The organism is Mesorhizobium sp. M7A.F.Ca.US.008.03.1.1 (assembly GCF_003997495.1).
In the GTDB taxonomy this organism is placed as follows: domain Bacteria; phylum Pseudomonadota; class Alphaproteobacteria; order Rhizobiales; family Rhizobiaceae; genus Mesorhizobium.
Window position 1 is genome coordinate 41,058 of sequence record NZ_RZRU01000011.1, and the last position, 16,021, is coordinate 57,078.

Consider the following 16,021-nt stretch of genomic DNA (forward strand, 5'->3'; position numbering starts at 1 on the left):
CCAGTTATCACCAGCGAACCGAAGCTGGAGATGTCGATGAACGACAAGGCAGCCGCGACGCCGCAGGCTATCGGCCACGAACGGATCGACCTCATGGACCGTTACTGGCGCGCCGCGAATTACATCTCGGTCGGCCAGATCTATCTGCTCGACAATCCGCTGTTGCGCGAACCGTTGAAAGCCGAACATGTCAAGCCGCGGCTGCTTGGCCATTGGGGCACGACGCCGGGGCTGAATTTTCTCTACCTGCATCTGAACCGCGTTATCCGCGAAAGCGACCTCGATGTTCTGTTTATCTGCGGCCCAGGCCACGGCGGGCCCGCAATGGTTGCCAACACCTGGCTCGAGGGCACCTATAGCGAGATCTATCCCGATATCGTGCAGGGCGAAGACGGCCTCAGGAAACTGTTCCGGCAGTTTTCCTTTCCCGGCGGCGTGCCAAGCCATGCCGCGCCCGAGACGCCCGGCTCCATCCACGAGGGCGGTGAACTAGGATATGCCTTGGTCCATGCCTTCGGTGCGGCCTTCGACAATCCGGACCTGGTGGTTGCCTGCGTCGTTGGTGACGGCGAAGCCGAGACCGGTCCGCTCGCGGCGGCATGGCATTCCAACAAGTTCCTGAACCCGATGTCGGACGGCGCCGTCCTGCCGATCCTGCATCTCAACGGCTACAAGATCGCCAACCCAACGATCCTCGGCCGCATGGAAGACCAGGAATTGCGAAACCTTTTCGCCGGCTATGGCTACGAACCGTTCTTCGTCGAGGGCCACGAGCCGCTTGCCATGCACCAGTCGATGGCCGCGACGCTCGACACGGTGCTCGATCGCATCCGGTCCATTCAGGAGCAGGCCCGGGCTCCAGGATGGCATGGTCAACGTCCGCTATGGCCGATGATCGTGCTGCGCAGTCCCAAAGGCTGGACCGGGCCGAAGGAAGTCGATGGCGAGAAGGTCGAGGGTTTCTGGCGCTCGCATCAAGTGCCGGTATCGAACGCTCGAGGGAATGATCAACACCGCAAGATCCTCGAAAACTGGATGCGAAGCTACAAACCGGAAGAGCTGTTCGATGAAAGCGGACACCTGTTGCCAGAGCTCGCGGCACTTGCCCCAACAGGGACAAAGCGCATGGGCGCAAGCCCGTACGCAAATGGCGGACTGCTGAAGCGCGATCTTGTGCTTCCGGACTGGAAAAGCCTGGGGTTGGAAGTGCCGCGTCCAGGTGGCGTCATCGCTGAAGCGACGCGGATTTGCGGAAGCTATCTTCGCGAGGTCTTCCGCCTCAATACGGAGGCGCGGAACTTTCGCCTGATGGGGCCGGACGAGACGTCATCCAATCGCCTTGACGAGGTGTTCGAGGTCACCGATCGGATCTGGATGCAGCACATCGAACCCTACGACGTCCATCTTTCCCGTGACGGACGTGTCATGGAGGTACTCAGCGAGCACCTCTGCCAAGGTTGGCTTGAAGGCTATCTGCTCACCGGCCGCCACGGCCTGTTCTCCTGCTATGAAGCCTTCATTCATATCGTCGATTCGATGGTCAACCAGCACGCCAAATGGCTGAAGACCTCCGGCGAGCTTGTCTGGCGCAAGCCGATCGCCTCGCTCAACTACCTTTTGACCTCACATGTCTGGCGGCAGGACCACAATGGTTTCAGCCATCAGGATCCGGGCTTTGCCGATCTGGTCGCCAACAAGAAGGCCGATACGGTAAGGCTCTATTTCCCGCCGGATGCCAACACTCTGCTGTGGATCACCGATCATTGCCTGAGAACCTATAATCGCATCAATGTCATTACCGCCGGCAAGCAGCCGGCACCGCAATGGCTGTCCATTGAAGAAGCCGAAGCGCATTGCAAGGCGGGGGCGGGCATCTGGGAGTGGGCCGGTACGGTTGCTCAGCGCGAGGAGCCCGATGTGGTCATGGCCTGCGCCGGCGATGTGCCGACGCTAGAGACGCTTGCTGCGACCGACATTCTGCGCTCTGCAATCCCCGACCTGAAAATCCGCGTCGTCAATGTTGTCGACCTGATGACGCTGCAGTCGAACACGGAGCACCCGCACGGCCTAGCCGACGGAGACTTCGACGCGTTGTTCACGAAAACACGGCCCGTCATCTTCGCCTATCACGGCTATCCATATCTCGTTCATCGCCTGACCTACCGCCGCGCCAATCACGACAACTTGCATGTGCATGGCTTCCGCGAGGAGGGCACCACGACGACGCCGTTCGACATGGTGGTGCTCAATGAACTCGATCGCTACCACCTCGCGCTCGCCGCCATCGAACGCGTGCCGGGATTGGCCGAAAGGGCCGAAGGGCTTGCCGGCGAACTCCACGACCGGTTGGTGAAGCACACGGCCTATGTCCGCGAGCACGGCGAAGACATGCCCGAAATCCAGAAATGGAGCTGGCCCGACAAAAGCACGGCAAAGGCGCGCCGATGACCCGCCGGTCGATCCTGGCGCTGAATGCCGGTTCGTCCAGCATAAAGTTCGCGCTTTACGATATTGCCTCGTCGCAGGATCTGCAGCTCGTTTCACGCGGCACGTTGGACCTGAGCGACACACCCGCGCTCCGCGCAAAAGCGGCCGACGGAACGGTGCAGTGCGAGCGGCAGCTCGCCACCGACAAGCCGCGTGACGCGGCCATAGGCGAGATGCTGAATTGGGTGCAGGGCGAAGTTGGCGACAGAAACCTGCTCTGCGCCGGCCATCGGGTCGTGCATGGCGGGAGCGAATTCGTCGAACCTGTCCGTCTGACCCCAGACATCATCGACGCCATCGACAGGTTGACGCCGCTTGCTCCGCTACATCAGCCTCGCAGTCTCGCACCGGTCCGCGCGATAGCTGCCTTGCAACCGGACCTGCCACAGGTTGGCTGTTTCGACACCGCTTTCCACCAGACGATCGATCCGCTCGTGCGGCGCTTCGCCCTTCCGCGCCAGTATGAAGGGCAAGGCTTGCGCCGCTACGGGTTTCACGGTCTCTCCTATGAATACATCGGCGGGCGGCTCAGCGGGATATCGCCAACTCTTGCGGCGAAACGCACCATCGTCGCCCATCTCGGCAATGGTGCCAGCCTTTGCGCTTTGCAGCAGGGCAAGAGCATCGATACGACGATGGGGTTTTCGGCCCTGGATGGCCTCGTCATGGGCACGCGGTGCGGCGCCATCGATCCCGGCGTACTGTTGTACTTCCTGCTGGAAAGAGGCATCGCGGCTGAGGAACTGCAGACGATCCTTTACGAGAAGTCGGGACTGCTCGGCGTATCCGGTATTTCGGGCGACATGAGGACGCTGGAAGCGAGCAATGATCCTCGCGCTCATGAGGCGATGGCGCTTTTCGCCTTTCGCGCCGCGAGAGAGGCCGCGGCGCTTGCAAACACGATGGGTGGTCTTGAATGCCTCGTGTTCACCGCCGGCATCGGCGAACGGTCCGCGTCCATCCGCAAGGCCATATGCGAAAAATTGACCTGGCTTGGCGTGGTGATTGAAGAACACGCCAACGACAACCACGCCGAAATCATCAGTCGGCCCGAGAGCAAGGTGGAGGTGCGCGTGATTGCGACCGATGAGGAAAGTGTCGTTGCGCATCACAGCCGCAAGGTAATTCAAGTCTAAGGGCTGGCCATAGGCATCGGAAAATCGGCGTCGGTTCGGCTCTATAAAAAGTGCGACGGCAGGGGTTTTCCCTGTACGAAAATTACCAAGCGAGCGGTCGGGGGAACCAACTGCCCATGGGAATATTGTGCGAGCAATCCCGGCTAACCCCGAGATCGTCGGCTGATGATCAGGCCGATAGCCTTACTTTGGGCATTGGCTGAGGAATCCATGTTTAAGGACGACGTTGCGGTGAGGCGCCTGAAAATCCTGGTCGAGCAATATGTCGAGACACGCAAGAAGCGCCACGATGTGATCTCTACAGCCAAGGCCGGAACCGCAATTCGAGAGGTGATGCCAAGTTGCCCGCTTTCGGGAAAGGCCTTCGATAATCTGATCGCGGCCTGCGCCATAGAGCATGGCCTCGCTGTGCTCTTCGACAATCCGGGTACAGGCACTGAAATCTGAGGCTGGCGCTTCCGATGCCACCATCGCGCAGGAGTTCAGTCGGCATGTCCAGATACTTTTTCGACCTTCGAGATGAGAGCGGAAGCTTGCAGGAGGATCCCGAGGGCCAGGAATTTCCTGATCTCGCGAGCGCCGAGGAAAACGCGATGGCGTCGGCGAAGGAAATCCTCGCCGAAGAGCTGCTGCATGGCAAACCGTTGCGTATCGGTTTGGCCTTCGAGATTTTTGATGAGAACCGCAACCTGGTGCTGCGCTTCCCCTTTGCGCTCGCGGCCGAAAGGGCCGGGGCACCCCCTTAACTGGCGGCCGATCGCTTGCAGGGATCATACAGGCCGGGCGTCAATGCGGATCCTATCCTTCCGCCTTGAAGTTTCTGGCTTCTTTCTCGACCTTGGGGCTGTCCTTGCCATGCTTTCGCATGAGTTCCTTGGCCTGCTTGGGTGAGACGTCGGTGGTCTCTGCCAAGCGCAGCGCCTTCTTGTCCTTGCTTTCTCCAGTCTTCTGCTTCTTGGCCGTCATGGCTCTTGAACTCCCTTGAAGCGTGTTCCGATCGATCTTGCCGGTGCGAACACCCGAGCATCTCCAGACAAATGCCTGGTTTGCCTCGACGAGACGTCAACGAGACGATGCCGGTCAGGTTCCGTGATCGGTTGCTCACGCCCGAACTTGTCACGCCACGCGGCGGTACCGATGGCGATCTCGGATGAATTCATTGAAGAAGCGACCTTTTGAGGGGGCTTTGGTGAAAGCGGCATAAGTTGCCGGCGCAACATCCTCATAGTCGTAACATTTGCCGCTCGGCACAAACCAGACCGAGAGGATTCTCGTAGCAGGATCGTACTGTGCGTTTCGGATCACGGTCGATGGCATAGTGGCACCCGACGGGTCTCTCCGAATAACCCGTTAGCGATCGTCAGGTTCCGCCGATGTCCTCGCGCCTCGCACCGCGACTACCGGTCGCGCGGGTTGCCGAATTTCAGGTCGCGCTTCCTCGAATATCGGTCGATGCGCGGCAGGCTGTCATCAAACTCGATCCACGGCAGCCTCAGCCCCCAGTAGGCATGGGCTTGCGGCCGAAAACCTTCAGGTTTGTCAAAGAAGCCGACCGTCACATAGAACTCGTCCGGCAGCCCTGCGTCACTATACCCTATCGAGCTTCCACAGTCTGGGCAGAACGTGCGGGTGACGCCTGGCGTTTTGGAAAAGGCCTTTGGTGTTCCTCTAAGAAGCTGAAATTGCTTTGGTCGGTAACCGACCCAGATCGTCAGCGGACTTCCGATGGCCCGGCGGCAGTCGTCGTCGTGATCGTAGCATATCCAGAAAGGCTCTCCGTCCATGGCTGCCGCGATCCGTCTGCAGAAGCAGGCTCCGGTCTCGCGCCGCATCGTCTGTCCATCCTGTTGCGCCTAAGACACGTTCAGAGAGCGGCCGAACGGCCGCTCCCCTTCAAGGTGAGGCCTTGAAATCATGCATCGTGATGCTCGGGCATGCTCTTGAGCTGATCCTTGGTCCAGTTCGTCACCGCGTGAACGTCGCCGTCTTCATCGCGCATGAATTCCAACTGGCTCGCGGGAACGGCCACCGGCTTGGCGCCTATGCCGAGAAAGCCGCCGACATCGATGACGACCTGACTGGCGGCTCCAGAGCCATGGACATGCGAAACGCTGCCGACCTTGTTGTCGTCCGCGTCGTAAATCGTGGCGTCTTCGAGAATGTCTGGCGTCAGTTCGGTGCTTGTGAGGCGTACGTGATTGGTGTGATCCATCGTTCGAGACTCCTGTTACGTGGAATATTTGAACCTCTCAGCCGAGCAATCGTTCCCAACAATTTCGGGCCGACGGCCGGACGGTGCAAGGACGCAAGAACCCTCAAATCAGCCTCGGCCCGAATTGACTCGCAAAGCTTTGTCCGGTCGATGCGGTGATGTCCGCAGGGTGGGGCGCAGATTTGCTGACCAGGTTCCGATATTGCCAGGCGGGCTGGCCTTCACCATCTAGCCAGGATGTCGACACCCACATCGAAAACACTCGGCTCATCCAGGCTCCAGCACGATCTCTTTGGTGCTGCCGATAACCTGCCGGAAGGTTTCCTCTACCAGCCCGAGTTGATCGCGGCGCAAGAAGAAACGGAACTCGCCGGGCATCTCGAAGGCCTGTCCTTCGAGGCGTTCGATTTCCATGGCCATCTGGCAAACCGGCGCGTCGTCCGTTTCGGCCTGAGTTACGACTATGACAGGCGTCGGGTCGTTGAGGCGCCGCCGATCCCTGACTTCCTGTTCGCCCTACGCGATAAGATCGCGGCATTGGCAGGCAGGCCCGCCGAGGCCTTCGCGCAAGTGTTGATCAATGAATACCGGCCCGGCGCCGGTATCGGCTGGCATCGAGACAAGCCTCATTTCGAAGACGTTGCGGGTGTTTCGTTGCTGGCGCCTTGCAGCTTCCGGCTGCGGCGGAAGATTGGCGCCAAGTGGGATCGCCGCACCATCGTCGTCGAACCAAGGTCGGCGTATCTCATGACCGGACCATCGCGCACGGAATGGGAGCATAGCATTCCGCCAGTTGACCTGCATCGATACTCGATCACCTTGCGGACATTGCGCGCCAACTCCGCGTGAGCATCGCGCGCCGAGCCGTTCTGAGGCATCGCCAGCGCCATCACGAGTTCTTGAACGCAAACGGTTCCGGGAACCTCCCAACCACAAGTTGGTTTGGAGGACAGGTACAGCTTCAAAGGAGGAGAATGTCCATGGCCCGTGCCCGATCCGTGTTGGTGGCCGCCAGGCGTCCGTTCCATAAAACGCCAATGGCAGTCGCAAATGCATGTTTCGTCGGCACATTGCTGACCGACGTTGCCTATTGGCGAAGCGCTGAAATGATGTGGGCCGATTTTTCCGCCTGGCTGCTCCTTGCCGGCCTGGTTGTGGGCGTGCTCGCGGTTCTTGCAGCACTGGTCGATTTGTTTACCGGCCGGCTTTCCGGTGAAACCGGGCGTGTATGGCCATATCTCCTCGGCAGCCTCGTCGTGCTCGTCGTATCGCTCTTCAACGCACTGGTGCACAGCCGGGATGCCTGGACCTCGGTCGTGCCGACGGGGCTCATCCTGTCCGCCGTCGCCGTAATCGTTATCCTCTTGCTGGGGCTGCTGGGATGGAGTTCCGCCCGCAATCAAGTGGAGGTGGTCGAATGAATGTCTCCGCAAGACATATCCGGCGTATCGCGAGCCTCGGTCTGCTGTTCGGATCGATTTTGGCGCTGCCCGCATGCAGCGACAACGAACCGAAGCCCACCGACCAGGTCGGAGCGAACCCGATGCTGCCTGAACCTATTCAGTATCTGGTGCCGCCGATGCATGTCGCGTCGGTCATCGGTTGGAAACAAGACGAGAAGCCGATGGTCGCCAAGGGGTTGCAAATCCAGGCCTTCGCCAAGGGCTTGAGGCATCCGCGCTCGCTTTACACATTGCCGAATGGTGACGTTCTGGTGGTCGAGTCGGTGGCGCCGCCCGGTGCCGCGATCAAGCGGCCGAAAGACCTGATCATGGGCTGGATCGAGTCCATGGCGACGTCAGGCGGCGGCACCGAAGGAAGCAACCGTATTACCCTGCTGCGCGATACGAACGGCGATGGCGTGCCCGATGTCCAGGAAGTCTTCCTCGATCATCTCAATTCGCCCTTTGGCGTCGCTCTGGTCGGCAGCGATCTCTACGTCGCCAACACCGACGCCATCGTGCGGTACCCCTACACGTCGGGTGACATCAAGATCACCGCCCCGGGCACGGTGCTGACGCCGTTGCCCGGCGGGCCCATCGATCACCACTGGACAAAGTCTCTCGTGGCCAGCCCCGACGGGTCTCTGCTTTATGTCGGCATCGGATCCAACAGCAACATCACCGAGAACGGCATCCAGGCAGAAAAGGACCGGGCCGCGATATGGGAAGTCGACAGGGCCACTGGCCGCTATCGCATTTTTGCGAGCGGCCTGCGCAATCCCAACGGGCTGAGCTGGGAGCCGCAGAGCGGCGCGCTGTGGGCTGTGATCAACGAGCGCGACGAGCTCGGGCCTAACCTGGTTCCCGACTACATGACCTCGGTCAAGGACGGCGCGTTCTATGGTTGGCCGTACAGCTACTATGGTCAGCATGTCGACCCGCGCGTGATGCCGCAGCGGCCGGATCTCGTCGCCAAGGCGATCCCTCCCGACTACGCCTTGAGTTCCCACGTCGCACCTCTGGGCTTGACGTTCTACACTGGAACCAACCTGCCGGACCCATATCGCAATGGCGCCTTTGTTGGCGAGCATGGTAGCTGGAACCGCAAGAGCTTCAACGGCTACAAGGTCGTGTTCGTGCCGTTCAAGGACGGCCATCCAGATGGCAAGCCGCAGGATGTCGTCACCGGTTTCCTGGACAACGACAGCAAGGCACACGGGCGGCCCGTCGGCGTTGCCATCGACAAATCGGGCGCGTTGCTGATCGCTGATGATGTTGGAAACACGGTCTGGCGCGTGACTCCCGCGAGCCGGTAGGCACCTGCGCAAACGCGGATCGCACTATCTCGGTGCGAATTCCACCAGCGCCTTGACGAATTCTGCCGGTGCCTCGATCGGCAGGAATTCGCCGCAGTTGGCGATCCTGTGACCTTGCAGGTTCCTTGCGCCAGACAGCCTCAAGCCTTCGAGGTAATCGTCGATCGATCCGAAATCCGCGTCGCCGCGGATATAGAGGATCGGAACTTCGATGCGCGCCGGTACTGCATTGACCTTGGCATCCTCCTTGAACGCGCGATACCAATCAAAGCCGGCTTTAAGTGCCTCCGGCCTCGCATAGGCCTGCGTAAACGTCTCCCGCATCTCATTGGTCAAAGCATCGGGACGGCCGGCGAGCAGATCGAAGAAGAAATCGAAGTAGGCGCGCTGGTGGCCTGTGACCAGCAACTCCGGTAACTCAGGCACCGTATGGAAAGCGAAATGCCAGATGTCCGGGCTTGCGACTACCTTCGTCCATGGATGAAGGCCGGGGATAACCGTATTCATCGGCACCGCGCCAACGATGCGATCGCCATGATGGCGAGCAGCGGCGAAGGCAATCATGCCGCCCACATCAAAGCCGGCAACGACGATGGATTTGGCCCCAAGCGCCCCGGCGGCTGAAATCACGATATCGGCAAGAACCTTCTTTTCCGCCGACGGCGGAGTGCCACGCGATTCCCCGATCTCCGGAAGATCGAAAGCCAACGTAAAGTACCGCGTGCCGAGCTCATCGATCACACCATCATAGATTTTCCGGGAATGGGGCCAACCGTGCAGAAGGATCAAGGCCGGTCGACCCGGATCGCCGGCCGTGGATACCGCCAGCCGCATATTGCCTGCTTCGAGGGTCCGGACAAGCATCGTCTATCCATTCTCAGGAACTCACGAGAAAACGACCAGCGAACGAATAGGTTGCTCGGCCAGGTTTTGCCGGCATCGCTCACCGCTGCCTGTTGTGGTCAGTGCTCAAGAACCCAGCCCACTGTGAGCTGGCTGGACCGTCACCAAGTGGGAGGAGGGGCCATCTCGCCACCGGCCTGTTGGTCCGCCTGCGGAACAAGCATTCAACGCTGGCGTTGAAATGCGGGCGAACCCGCAACGGGCGAATGAGCTGTCGCAATGTCATCGCGGCGGCGATTTGCAATTAGGACAATGCAGGGAGATTCACATGCCGCTTACGGCCTTCGCGCTCAATTGCTCGCTCAAAGCTTCGAACGACAGCGAAAAATCCTCCACCGATCGGTTGCTCGCGGATGTCCTGGCGGCGCTGATGCAATACGAAGTGAAGGGCGAGATCGTGCGTGCGCTCAGCCACGATATCAAACCCGGCGTGCTCTCCGAAATGGGCGCGGGCGACGATTGGCCGAAACTCAGGAAGAAAATACTGGCGGCCGACATCTTCGTGCTCGGGCTCCCGATCTGGCTTGGCCAGCCCTCGAGTGTGGCCAAGCGCGTCCTGGAGCGGATGGATGCGTTTCTTGAGGAGACCGATGACAGAGGGCGAATGCCGGCAGCAGGAAAGGTGGCGCTGGTGGCTGTCGTCGGCAATGAGGACGGTGCGCATCACTGCCACGCGGAATGCTTTCAGGCATTGAACGATGTTGGCTTCACCATCCCGGCCAATGGCGGGGTCTACTGGGTTGGCGAAGCCATGGAGGAGGTCAACTATGTCGACCTGCCGGCAACACCGGAAAAAGTCTCGGGTGCGATCGAAATGGCAGCCTCAAACGCTGCCCATCTCGCTGGATTGTTGAAGGACCGAGGTTACTCGGGCGTTTCGAAGTGACCTGTGTCCGCCTAAACACCTTTGAGCGGCCAGACCCTGGCAGCGTCGATGAGGTCTAGTCGGGAACAGGAAGGCTTGTAGCGAGTTCATATTCATCAGCGGCGAGCGCCGTTGTCTATACGGCGCGAACCGCAAACAGGAGAGAAAGTCATGGGTCTCGGCACAATTCTCATCATCATTCTGATTATTGCATTGCTTGGCGGTTTTAGTGGGCTTGGCGGCGGGCCATTCTACGGTACCGGCTATTATGGCGGCGGCGGCCTCGGTCTGCTGCTTCTGATAGTCATTATCCTGGTCGTGCTCGGGCGTCTCTAGCGAGCCCGCGATGCGGGTGGCAGAATGTATTACCTGCCGCTTGCGGTCCTTCCCGGGTTGCTTTGAATCGATAGCAGTCCAGCAATGACGGTCCGCCCTCTAGAGGGCGGACCAATCGTCAGACATGTTAGGTCAAGATCAGGACGATCTTGAACGTATCCGGATCAACGATGACGATTCGGCCGTCCGCAAGCACGAAATACTCGTAGCTTTCGTAAGCGGGAACGATCTTGACGATACGAGCCGGCAAACGATGCAGCCTGACCTTCTGGCGTGGCACTTCGACGCCGACGGTGATGTCAAAATCGACATTGGACACAGGCTCGACCTTCGTCTCCCGGATGATCTGAGTGACTTGGGTTTTCTGTTCCACCGTCACGTTGTTGATGGAACCGGTCGACGTCGTATCCTGTGTCGAGGCCTTACCCTGAGCCTGCTTGTCCCGAGCCTGCTGGTCGGTGGAGGTGCCGGCCTTACCCTGAGCCTGCTCGTCGGTCTGCATCTTGGCCTTGCCCTGCGCCTGCTGGTCGGTGGTGGTGCCGGCCTTACCCTGAGCCTGCTCGTCGGTCTTCAGCTTGGCCTTGCCCTGCGCCTGCTGGTCGGTGGAGGTGCCGGCCTTGCCCTGAGCCTGCTCGTCGGTCTGCATCTTGGCCTTGCCCTGGGCTTGTTGGGCGGTAGAGGTGCCCGCCTTGCCCTGAGCCTGCTCATCTGTCTTCAGCTTGGCCTTGCCCTGGGCCTGTTGGTCGGTGGTGGTGCCGGCTTTGCCCTGCGCCTGCTCGTCGGTCTTCAGCTTGGCTTTGCCCTGGGCCTGCTCGCCCATCTTGGAACCGCTCTGGCAGTCAGCCTGCCCGGAAGCGCAATTGGCGTCTGCGCCAGATTGGCTTTCGGGCTGTTGTGTCTGAGCCATTGCCGTTCCACAGCCGAGCCCGATCGCCAGCATGCTGGTAATGAGAACATGTTTCATGGGAAATCTCCCTGAGTAAGGTTCGTCCCTTCAGTGCGTAGAACCAGCACCCAAAAAAAATGTTCCGAGATAGTTGAGTGACGGCTAAAAAAACGACCTCACTTGAGACATACGATGGCGGGCGGAAGCCGTGGTCAAAACGACCTTTTCAACCTTGCCGATTGCCCTAGCTGTCTCCTTAGAGGAGACCGGACATGGCAATTTACAGTCTGAGAATGGTCAGCTTCATTTTCGTTGCATTGGCTTTCGCTCCGGCCGCCGCGCATTTTTTCGCGATGTTCAACAAGATGAAGCTGGACGGGCCGAACTATCTGGCTGCGCAGCGCGCCTATGATGGATGGAGCCTGTTCGGCATCGTGGTGCTGGGAGCATTGCTCTCTACGGCCGCCCTGGCGATCCTGCTCTACCGAGCGAGTGCATCTTTCGGCTTGGTTGTTGTCGCCTTTCTCAGCATCGGCGCCACGCAATTTGCCTTCTGGACGCTGACCTATCCAATCAATCAGGCGACCCGGAACTGGACTGTCCTCCCTGAAAACTGGGAGCTGTTGCGGCGCCAATGGGAGTATTCGCATGCCATCGCCGCGGGCCTCAATGCCTTGGCGTTGCTGGTTCTTTTCATATCGGCGCTTCGCGCTGCCGTGCGTTGAACGACCACGTCCTCACCAGCACGGCCGCCGAGCGAGCAGGAACCACCAATTAAGCGAAATCATTGATACGCAAGATGTTTCCAGCGTGACCCGAAAATGAAGCGGTACTATTTCGATCTTCAAAATGGTGACGGCACCGTACCCGACGATGACGGGCAGCTGTTCGAATCCCGGGAACAAGCCAGAGCGGAAGCGATTCGTATTTTGCAGGATGTCGCCCAAGACGAAATGCCAGATCGCGATTTCGTCAAGGTAACCGTCAAAGTGCGCGATGAGATCGGTGCGCAGATGTTTGAGGCGTCGCTTGTCCTGACCTCCGGATGGAGCGTGTGATGCCGCAGTGCTAGCGGCGATACCGCACCGGGATTTGCACGACATTCTCCGATCCAGGCAGATCAAAGGCCATGGCCAACTGGCGTACGGAGGCCATCTCCACGATCAGTTCTTCGATCGAAAGATCCGGCAGACCGGTCTTCACCCTCTGCCTCACCCTGGCCGCAAGTTCATGAACCCGCACCGGGACGAAAAGCGGGCTGTCGTCCAGCAGCTTGCTGATTTCGATGACCACATCGGCGTCGATGTCTTTCGGCAATTCCCGCATGGGCGTTACCTCCAATCGAAGCAACAGCCCGCTATATCGGCGCGACGGGCGATCAGGCATTGAGCGCCGGGCAATGGGATCGGAGAAGGACCTGCTTGGCGCTGGCCGATGGCCTGATTCATAAAACTGCGGGCATCGGTGTGTCACGAAAAAATATCGGTACGGAAATTACCAAGCGGCTCATCCACGCAATCCACAAGGCTTTCCCCAAATCGCGGCTCCGGCAGCGGCTGCTCCCGACAGAGGAGGAACAAAAAAAAGGGCCCGGAATTGAGACTGACGGATTGGAGGATTTAGCCATGGACAGCAGGGAAGAAAAGATCAAACGGCGAGCCCATGAAATCTGGGAGCAAGAGGGCCGCCCGGCCGGCCGCGAACAGGAGCACTGGGATCGGGCCGTGCAGGAGATCGAAGCTGAGGGTTCGGAGACTGAACGTGGCCCGGTTTTGCCTGACCCGACAGTTGCAGCCGATTCCAATAGCTTGAAGCGTTGATCGTCAAATGCCGTGGCGTCTTGAGAGCCCGATCAGGCAACCAAATTGGTGGAACCTCGTTTGCCGGACAGCAACCAGAGGAGGTTTCGATGAAGAGGTTCTTTTCACTCCTGGTCTTGGCCGCTGTCCTTGCGCTCGGCGCCTGCGACAACAATACCGAGCCGATGAAAGCCAACACCGGCAGCATCAACAAGAACCCACAGGTTGACCAGGCCGCCAGACCAGAGTCCACGACTGGTGGTAATCAGCTACTGTGCCCCAGAGCCAATGAACTCCGTCTCACATTGCGACACACCTCTCCTGCGCGTCGCCTATCTCGATGGGGGACCGCAGAACGGCGCTCCGGTTATCCTGCTGCATGGCTGGCCCGACGACGCGACGACATACGCTCGCATTTCGCCGGTCCTTCATGAGGCTGGCTTCCGGACGTTTTCGCCTTGGTTGCGAGGCTTTGGGCCGACATCGTTCCTGTCGAAAGATATCATGCGCTCGGGCGAGATTGCCGCGATGGCGCAGGATGTGCTGGATTTTGCCGATGCGCTTGGCCTCAGCCGCTTTGCAGTCGTCGGACACGATTGGGGCGCTCGGATATCCTATCTGCTCGCGTCGGTTTTCCCGGACCGCATCAAGTGCTGTGCTGCGCTGTCGCTCGGCTGGCAACCGGGCAAACCAGCAACGCCGACGCCCGGACAAGCGAAAGCATTTTGGTATCAATGGTTCATGGCGACGGCACGGGGCGCTGAGTTCGTACGAAACAACGGCAAGGAATTCGCCAGATACCAGTGGGACAGCTGGGGTCCATCAGGCTGGTTCGACGACGCTATTTTCGATGGTGTCGCGAGTTCGTTCGAAAATCCTGACTGGGCGGATGTGACGTTGCATTCTTATCGGGTCCGATGGGAAGAGGCCGAGCCCGATCCGCGCTATGCCGAACTCGCCCGCCGGCAAGCAGCGGTCAAGATCATCACGGTGCCAATCCTGATGCTTCATGGTGGCGACGACCGCGTTGTGTTTGCCCAGTCTTCAGAGGGGCTCGAAGAGCATTTCACCGCGTTCTACAGGCGGGTGGTGCTGGATGGCATCGGACACTTCCCGACGCGTGAGGCATCGGATCAAGTTTCGCGATTGTTGGCGGCGTTTCTCGATAGCCATTGCAAGCGCTGAAGCCGGAACCTGACGCATCGCCGCGCATTTCGTCTTCATGCTAGGTCTCGCAATCAATCGGCAGCCAGGGAGAATTTGGATGCAAGCTTCAGGCGCAATCTCAACACACCATGCTGGCCAATTGGCCATAGAACCGTTTGCGGGGACGGTGACGGTACGATTTTCCGACGCCATAGTCGCTGCCACGGAGCGGGCGAAAGTACTTCAGGAAGAAGGACAGGAGCCCGTGTTCTACATCCCTTTCGAAGATATCTATTTCGACCTTTTCGAAAAGACGAACACCACCAGCCGCTCCGCTTTGAAAGGCACCGCGAGCTACTGGCGCGTCCATGCCGTGGGCAGCTCGGCTGACGATTTCATGTGGGCATACGAGACGCCTGAAACCGCGGCGCGGGCCATTGCACGGCATGGTGCATTCGATCCGGAAAAGGCGCGCATCGATGCTGAGCCCGCGGAGGACAGACGGCACACGCCCCACGTCCCGGAGTAGATTGCGCTTTCGAGGCGGGGCGAGCTGAATTCAAGGCTGGGGCTGACGGCGCGGAAACTCGTCATCAAGGATGCGTAGTGCCTCCTCGTATTTGACAGTCGATGCGCCGACCTGTCGTGCCTGCCAAATATTGTCCGTCAGATCCGCGCGCTTCACCGGCAGCGCCAATGGATTTGCTGCCGCTCGTCGCACGAACGCGAAGTAATCCTCGCCGTTCCTGCGCGACATGGCGTCGACGGCCGAAACGATCGTTGGGCCAAAACCGGCCTCGTCCAACCTGGTCCGGTTCCAGCCTTCGCCTTTTTCCACGACGTCATGGAGATAGGCGACGACCTTCTGGTCCATGGTTTCGACAGCGTCAACGACCCGGCGGCAGTGCTCGACATAGGGTCGCCCGGTCTTGTCGCGCTGTGCTGCGTGGACCTCTTCGGCAATCTTGGCCGCCCGGTAAAACATGCTCATCTGGCTTGCCCTTCAGACATGGTTTCACCATCGCTCTTCGGTATCGTGGTGCGGTAGGTCTATTCCGCAGCAAACCCAGCCAAGTCGCTGCCTCGATCCATAGTTGTAGCGCGGCTCCAGGCGAGCCGGATCGTCGAACGTTCCGACATGCAGCGCGATCTCTCCGGGTGATGCGTCATAGGCAAGGCTGAGCGGTGATCCGCAGGCCGAGCAGAACCCCCTGCGGGCAATCGGCGAAGACCTGCGATAGGTCGGCGTCGCATTGGTCCAGGTCACGCTTTGCGAAGGCACCCAAGCCAGAACCGCGAACGCACTGCCGGTCGCTCGCCGGCACATATCACAATGGCAGTAATGCACTCGCGGTTCGCTTCCAACGCGGAAGCGGATCGTGCCGCAGAGACATCCTCCGCTCAGCTCCATTTTGGGGCCCCGGCTGACTTGCGGCTCCAACGCCTCTCGCGCGGTCTCATGCGAGCACCTCCATTCATCTCATCGGAAACGC

General features: G+C 59.7%; 23 protein-coding genes. 14 read left to right on the forward strand and 9 right to left on the reverse strand.

The genetic code is table 11. From position 1 onward, the window contains the following. Positions 1 to 36 precede the first annotated feature (36 nt). From EOA16_RS16715 to EOA16_RS16730, 4 genes are all read left to right on the forward strand, one after another. Positions 37 to 2,448, forward strand: a complete 2,412-nt coding sequence (locus tag EOA16_RS16715; RefSeq protein WP_127259254.1) for a phosphoketolase family protein — start codon at positions 37 to 39, stop codon at positions 2,446 to 2,448. Continuing rightward, on the forward strand, positions 2,445 to 3,623 hold the full coding sequence (locus EOA16_RS16720) for an acetate/propionate family kinase (RefSeq protein ID WP_127259255.1): 1,179 nt from the start codon (positions 2,445 to 2,447) through the stop codon (positions 3,621 to 3,623). The genes EOA16_RS16715 and EOA16_RS16720 overlap by 4 nt, the downstream gene beginning before the upstream one ends. 210 nt (positions 3,624 to 3,833) lie before the next feature. Beyond that, complete coding sequence (locus EOA16_RS16725) at positions 3,834 to 4,070, forward strand: hypothetical protein (protein WP_127259256.1); 237 nt, start codon at positions 3,834 to 3,836, stop codon at positions 4,068 to 4,070. Positions 4,071 to 4,114: 44 nt separating this feature from the next. Further along, positions 4,115 to 4,369 (forward strand): hypothetical protein, encoded by a 255-nt coding sequence (locus tag EOA16_RS16730; RefSeq protein ID WP_127259257.1) that lies wholly within the window; start codon positions 4,115 to 4,117, stop codon positions 4,367 to 4,369. Positions 4,370 to 4,421: 52 nt separating this feature from the next. On the opposite strand, the gene EOA16_RS16735 is transcribed toward EOA16_RS16730, so the two are convergent. From EOA16_RS16735 to EOA16_RS16750, 4 genes are all read right to left on the reverse strand, one after another. Then, on the reverse strand, positions 4,422 to 4,589 hold the full coding sequence (locus tag EOA16_RS16735; protein WP_127259258.1) for a hypothetical protein: 168 nt from the start codon (positions 4,587 to 4,589) through the stop codon (positions 4,422 to 4,424). 150 nt (positions 4,590 to 4,739) lie between these two features. After that, positions 4,740 to 4,940, reverse strand: a complete 201-nt coding sequence (locus EOA16_RS16740) for a KTSC domain-containing protein (protein ID WP_127259259.1) — start codon at positions 4,938 to 4,940, stop codon at positions 4,740 to 4,742. A gap of 80 nt (positions 4,941 to 5,020) precedes the next feature. Continuing rightward, on the reverse strand, positions 5,021 to 5,455 hold the full coding sequence (locus tag EOA16_RS16745; RefSeq protein ID WP_127259260.1) for a GFA family protein: 435 nt from the start codon (positions 5,453 to 5,455) through the stop codon (positions 5,021 to 5,023). 80 nt (positions 5,456 to 5,535) lie between these two features. Continuing rightward, the gene (locus EOA16_RS16750) at positions 5,536 to 5,835 is read right to left on the reverse strand and encodes a PRC-barrel domain-containing protein (protein WP_013531539.1); all 300 of its coding nucleotides are present in this window, start codon (positions 5,833 to 5,835) and stop codon (positions 5,536 to 5,538) included. Between the two features lie 237 nt (positions 5,836 to 6,072). Here EOA16_RS16750 and EOA16_RS16755 point away from each other — a divergent pair, with 237 nt between their 5' ends. The 3 genes from EOA16_RS16755 to EOA16_RS16765 all read left to right on the forward strand — a co-directional run bounded on the left by EOA16_RS16755 (position 6,073) and on the right by EOA16_RS16765 (position 8,593). Further along, complete coding sequence (locus tag EOA16_RS16755) at positions 6,073 to 6,684, forward strand: alpha-ketoglutarate-dependent dioxygenase AlkB (protein ID WP_127259261.1); 612 nt, start codon at positions 6,073 to 6,075, stop codon at positions 6,682 to 6,684. 131 nt (positions 6,685 to 6,815) lie between these two features. After that, positions 6,816 to 7,256: a DUF2231 domain-containing protein gene (locus EOA16_RS16760; protein ID WP_127259262.1), complete on the forward strand. Its 441-nt coding sequence runs from the start codon at positions 6,816 to 6,818 to the stop codon at positions 7,254 to 7,256. Next, positions 7,253 to 8,593, forward strand: a complete 1,341-nt coding sequence (locus EOA16_RS16765) for a sorbosone dehydrogenase family protein (protein WP_127259424.1) — start codon at positions 7,253 to 7,255, stop codon at positions 8,591 to 8,593. The genes EOA16_RS16760 and EOA16_RS16765 overlap by 4 nt, the downstream gene beginning before the upstream one ends. Before the next feature lie 24 nt (positions 8,594 to 8,617). On the opposite strand, the gene EOA16_RS16770 is transcribed toward EOA16_RS16765, so the two are convergent. Further along, positions 8,618 to 9,457, reverse strand: a complete 840-nt coding sequence (locus tag EOA16_RS16770; RefSeq protein ID WP_127259263.1) for an alpha/beta hydrolase — start codon at positions 9,455 to 9,457, stop codon at positions 8,618 to 8,620. Positions 9,458 to 9,764: 307 nt separating this feature from the next. On the opposite strand from EOA16_RS16770, the gene EOA16_RS16775 reads away from it, so the two are divergent. Continuing rightward, positions 9,765 to 10,382 carry an NAD(P)H-dependent oxidoreductase gene (locus tag EOA16_RS16775; RefSeq protein WP_127259425.1) on the forward strand — a complete coding sequence of 206 codons (618 nt, stop codon included), beginning with the start codon at positions 9,765 to 9,767 and terminating at the stop codon, positions 10,380 to 10,382. A 150-nt stretch (positions 10,383 to 10,532) separates the two neighbouring features. Next, positions 10,533 to 10,697 (forward strand): DUF3309 family protein, encoded by a 165-nt coding sequence (locus EOA16_RS16780; RefSeq protein ID WP_013531546.1) that lies wholly within the window; start codon positions 10,533 to 10,535, stop codon positions 10,695 to 10,697. 127 nt (positions 10,698 to 10,824) lie between these two features. Here the strand turns inward: EOA16_RS16780 and EOA16_RS16785 are convergent, their stop codons facing one another. Next, on the reverse strand, positions 10,825 to 11,661 hold the full coding sequence (locus tag EOA16_RS16785) for a DUF1236 domain-containing protein (RefSeq protein ID WP_127259264.1): 837 nt from the start codon (positions 11,659 to 11,661) through the stop codon (positions 10,825 to 10,827). Positions 11,662 to 11,876: 215 nt separating this feature from the next. Here EOA16_RS16785 and EOA16_RS16790 point away from each other — a divergent pair, with 215 nt between their 5' ends. Then, a complete protein-coding gene (locus EOA16_RS16790) occupies positions 11,877 to 12,308 on the forward strand; it encodes a hypothetical protein (protein WP_245455951.1) in 432 nt (143 codons plus the stop codon). Positions 12,309 to 12,404: 96 nt separating this feature from the next. Continuing rightward, complete coding sequence (locus tag EOA16_RS16795) at positions 12,405 to 12,641, forward strand: hypothetical protein (protein WP_127259266.1); 237 nt, start codon at positions 12,405 to 12,407, stop codon at positions 12,639 to 12,641. Positions 12,642 to 12,651: 10 nt separating this feature from the next. On the opposite strand, the gene EOA16_RS16800 is transcribed toward EOA16_RS16795, so the two are convergent. Further along, positions 12,652 to 12,909: a hypothetical protein gene (locus EOA16_RS16800; RefSeq protein WP_013531550.1), complete on the reverse strand. Its 258-nt coding sequence runs from the start codon at positions 12,907 to 12,909 to the stop codon at positions 12,652 to 12,654. Between the two features lie 95 nt (positions 12,910 to 13,004). Between EOA16_RS16800 and EOA16_RS33220 the strand changes: the two genes are divergently transcribed. The 3 genes from EOA16_RS33220 (at position 13,005) to EOA16_RS16820 (ending at position 15,057) form a co-directional block, all read left to right on the forward strand. Further along, on the forward strand, positions 13,005 to 13,403 hold the full coding sequence (locus EOA16_RS33220) for a DUF2934 domain-containing protein (RefSeq protein WP_245455952.1): 399 nt from the start codon (positions 13,005 to 13,007) through the stop codon (positions 13,401 to 13,403). A gap of 237 nt (positions 13,404 to 13,640) precedes the next feature. Further along, complete coding sequence (locus tag EOA16_RS16815; RefSeq protein ID WP_245455953.1) at positions 13,641 to 14,567, forward strand: alpha/beta hydrolase; 927 nt, start codon at positions 13,641 to 13,643, stop codon at positions 14,565 to 14,567. Between the two features lie 79 nt (positions 14,568 to 14,646). Beyond that, positions 14,647 to 15,057, forward strand: a complete 411-nt coding sequence (locus EOA16_RS16820) for a DUF427 domain-containing protein (RefSeq protein ID WP_127259267.1) — start codon at positions 14,647 to 14,649, stop codon at positions 15,055 to 15,057. A 30-nt stretch (positions 15,058 to 15,087) separates the two neighbouring features. Here EOA16_RS16820 and EOA16_RS16825 read toward each other — a convergent pair whose 3' ends face one another. Continuing rightward, complete coding sequence (locus EOA16_RS16825) at positions 15,088 to 15,519, reverse strand: HD domain-containing protein (RefSeq protein WP_127259268.1); 432 nt, start codon at positions 15,517 to 15,519, stop codon at positions 15,088 to 15,090. Between the two features lie 24 nt (positions 15,520 to 15,543). Further along, positions 15,544 to 15,939: a GFA family protein gene (locus EOA16_RS16830; RefSeq protein WP_127259269.1), complete on the reverse strand. Its 396-nt coding sequence runs from the start codon at positions 15,937 to 15,939 to the stop codon at positions 15,544 to 15,546. Positions 15,940 to 16,021: the final 82 nt, after the last annotated feature.

Excerpts from the sequence above, each read along its gene's own strand:
- EOA16_RS16715 (WP_127259254.1), top strand. The coding sequence starts at position 37 with ATGAACGACAAGGCAGCCGCGACGCCGCAGGCTATCGGCCACGAACGG.
- EOA16_RS16720 (WP_127259255.1), top strand. The coding sequence starts at position 2,445 with ATGACCCGCCGGTCGATCCTGGCGCTGAATGCCGGTTCGTCCAGCATA.
- EOA16_RS16725 (WP_127259256.1), top strand. The coding sequence starts at position 3,834 with ATGTTTAAGGACGACGTTGCGGTGAGGCGCCTGAAAATCCTGGTCGAG.
- EOA16_RS16730 (WP_127259257.1), top strand. The coding sequence starts at position 4,115 with ATGTCCAGATACTTTTTCGACCTTCGAGATGAGAGCGGAAGCTTGCAG.
- EOA16_RS16735 (WP_127259258.1), bottom strand. The coding sequence starts at position 4,589 with ATGACGGCCAAGAAGCAGAAGACTGGAGAAAGCAAGGACAAGAAGGCG.
- EOA16_RS16740 (WP_127259259.1), bottom strand. The coding sequence starts at position 4,940 with ATGCCATCGACCGTGATCCGAAACGCACAGTACGATCCTGCTACGAGA.
- EOA16_RS16745 (WP_127259260.1), bottom strand. The coding sequence starts at position 5,455 with ATGCGGCGCGAGACCGGAGCCTGCTTCTGCAGACGGATCGCGGCAGCC.
- EOA16_RS16750 (WP_013531539.1), bottom strand. The coding sequence starts at position 5,835 with ATGGATCACACCAATCACGTACGCCTCACAAGCACCGAACTGACGCCA.
- EOA16_RS16755 (WP_127259261.1), top strand. The coding sequence starts at position 6,073 with ATGTCGACACCCACATCGAAAACACTCGGCTCATCCAGGCTCCAGCAC.
- EOA16_RS16760 (WP_127259262.1), top strand. The coding sequence starts at position 6,816 with ATGGCCCGTGCCCGATCCGTGTTGGTGGCCGCCAGGCGTCCGTTCCAT.
- EOA16_RS16765 (WP_127259424.1), top strand. The coding sequence starts at position 7,253 with ATGAATGTCTCCGCAAGACATATCCGGCGTATCGCGAGCCTCGGTCTG.
- EOA16_RS16770 (WP_127259263.1), bottom strand. The coding sequence starts at position 9,457 with ATGCTTGTCCGGACCCTCGAAGCAGGCAATATGCGGCTGGCGGTATCC.
- EOA16_RS16775 (WP_127259425.1), top strand. The coding sequence starts at position 9,765 with ATGCCGCTTACGGCCTTCGCGCTCAATTGCTCGCTCAAAGCTTCGAAC.
- EOA16_RS16780 (WP_013531546.1), top strand. The coding sequence starts at position 10,533 with ATGGGTCTCGGCACAATTCTCATCATCATTCTGATTATTGCATTGCTT.
- EOA16_RS16785 (WP_127259264.1), bottom strand. The coding sequence starts at position 11,661 with ATGAAACATGTTCTCATTACCAGCATGCTGGCGATCGGGCTCGGCTGT.
- EOA16_RS16790 (WP_245455951.1), top strand. The coding sequence starts at position 11,877 with ATGGTCAGCTTCATTTTCGTTGCATTGGCTTTCGCTCCGGCCGCCGCG.
- EOA16_RS16795 (WP_127259266.1), top strand. The coding sequence starts at position 12,405 with ATGAAGCGGTACTATTTCGATCTTCAAAATGGTGACGGCACCGTACCC.
- EOA16_RS16800 (WP_013531550.1), bottom strand. The coding sequence starts at position 12,909 with ATGCGGGAATTGCCGAAAGACATCGACGCCGATGTGGTCATCGAAATC.
- EOA16_RS16820 (WP_127259267.1), top strand. The coding sequence starts at position 14,647 with ATGCAAGCTTCAGGCGCAATCTCAACACACCATGCTGGCCAATTGGCC.
- EOA16_RS16825 (WP_127259268.1), bottom strand. The coding sequence starts at position 15,519 with ATGAGCATGTTTTACCGGGCGGCCAAGATTGCCGAAGAGGTCCACGCA.
- EOA16_RS16830 (WP_127259269.1), bottom strand. The coding sequence starts at position 15,939 with ATGGAGCTGAGCGGAGGATGTCTCTGCGGCACGATCCGCTTCCGCGTT.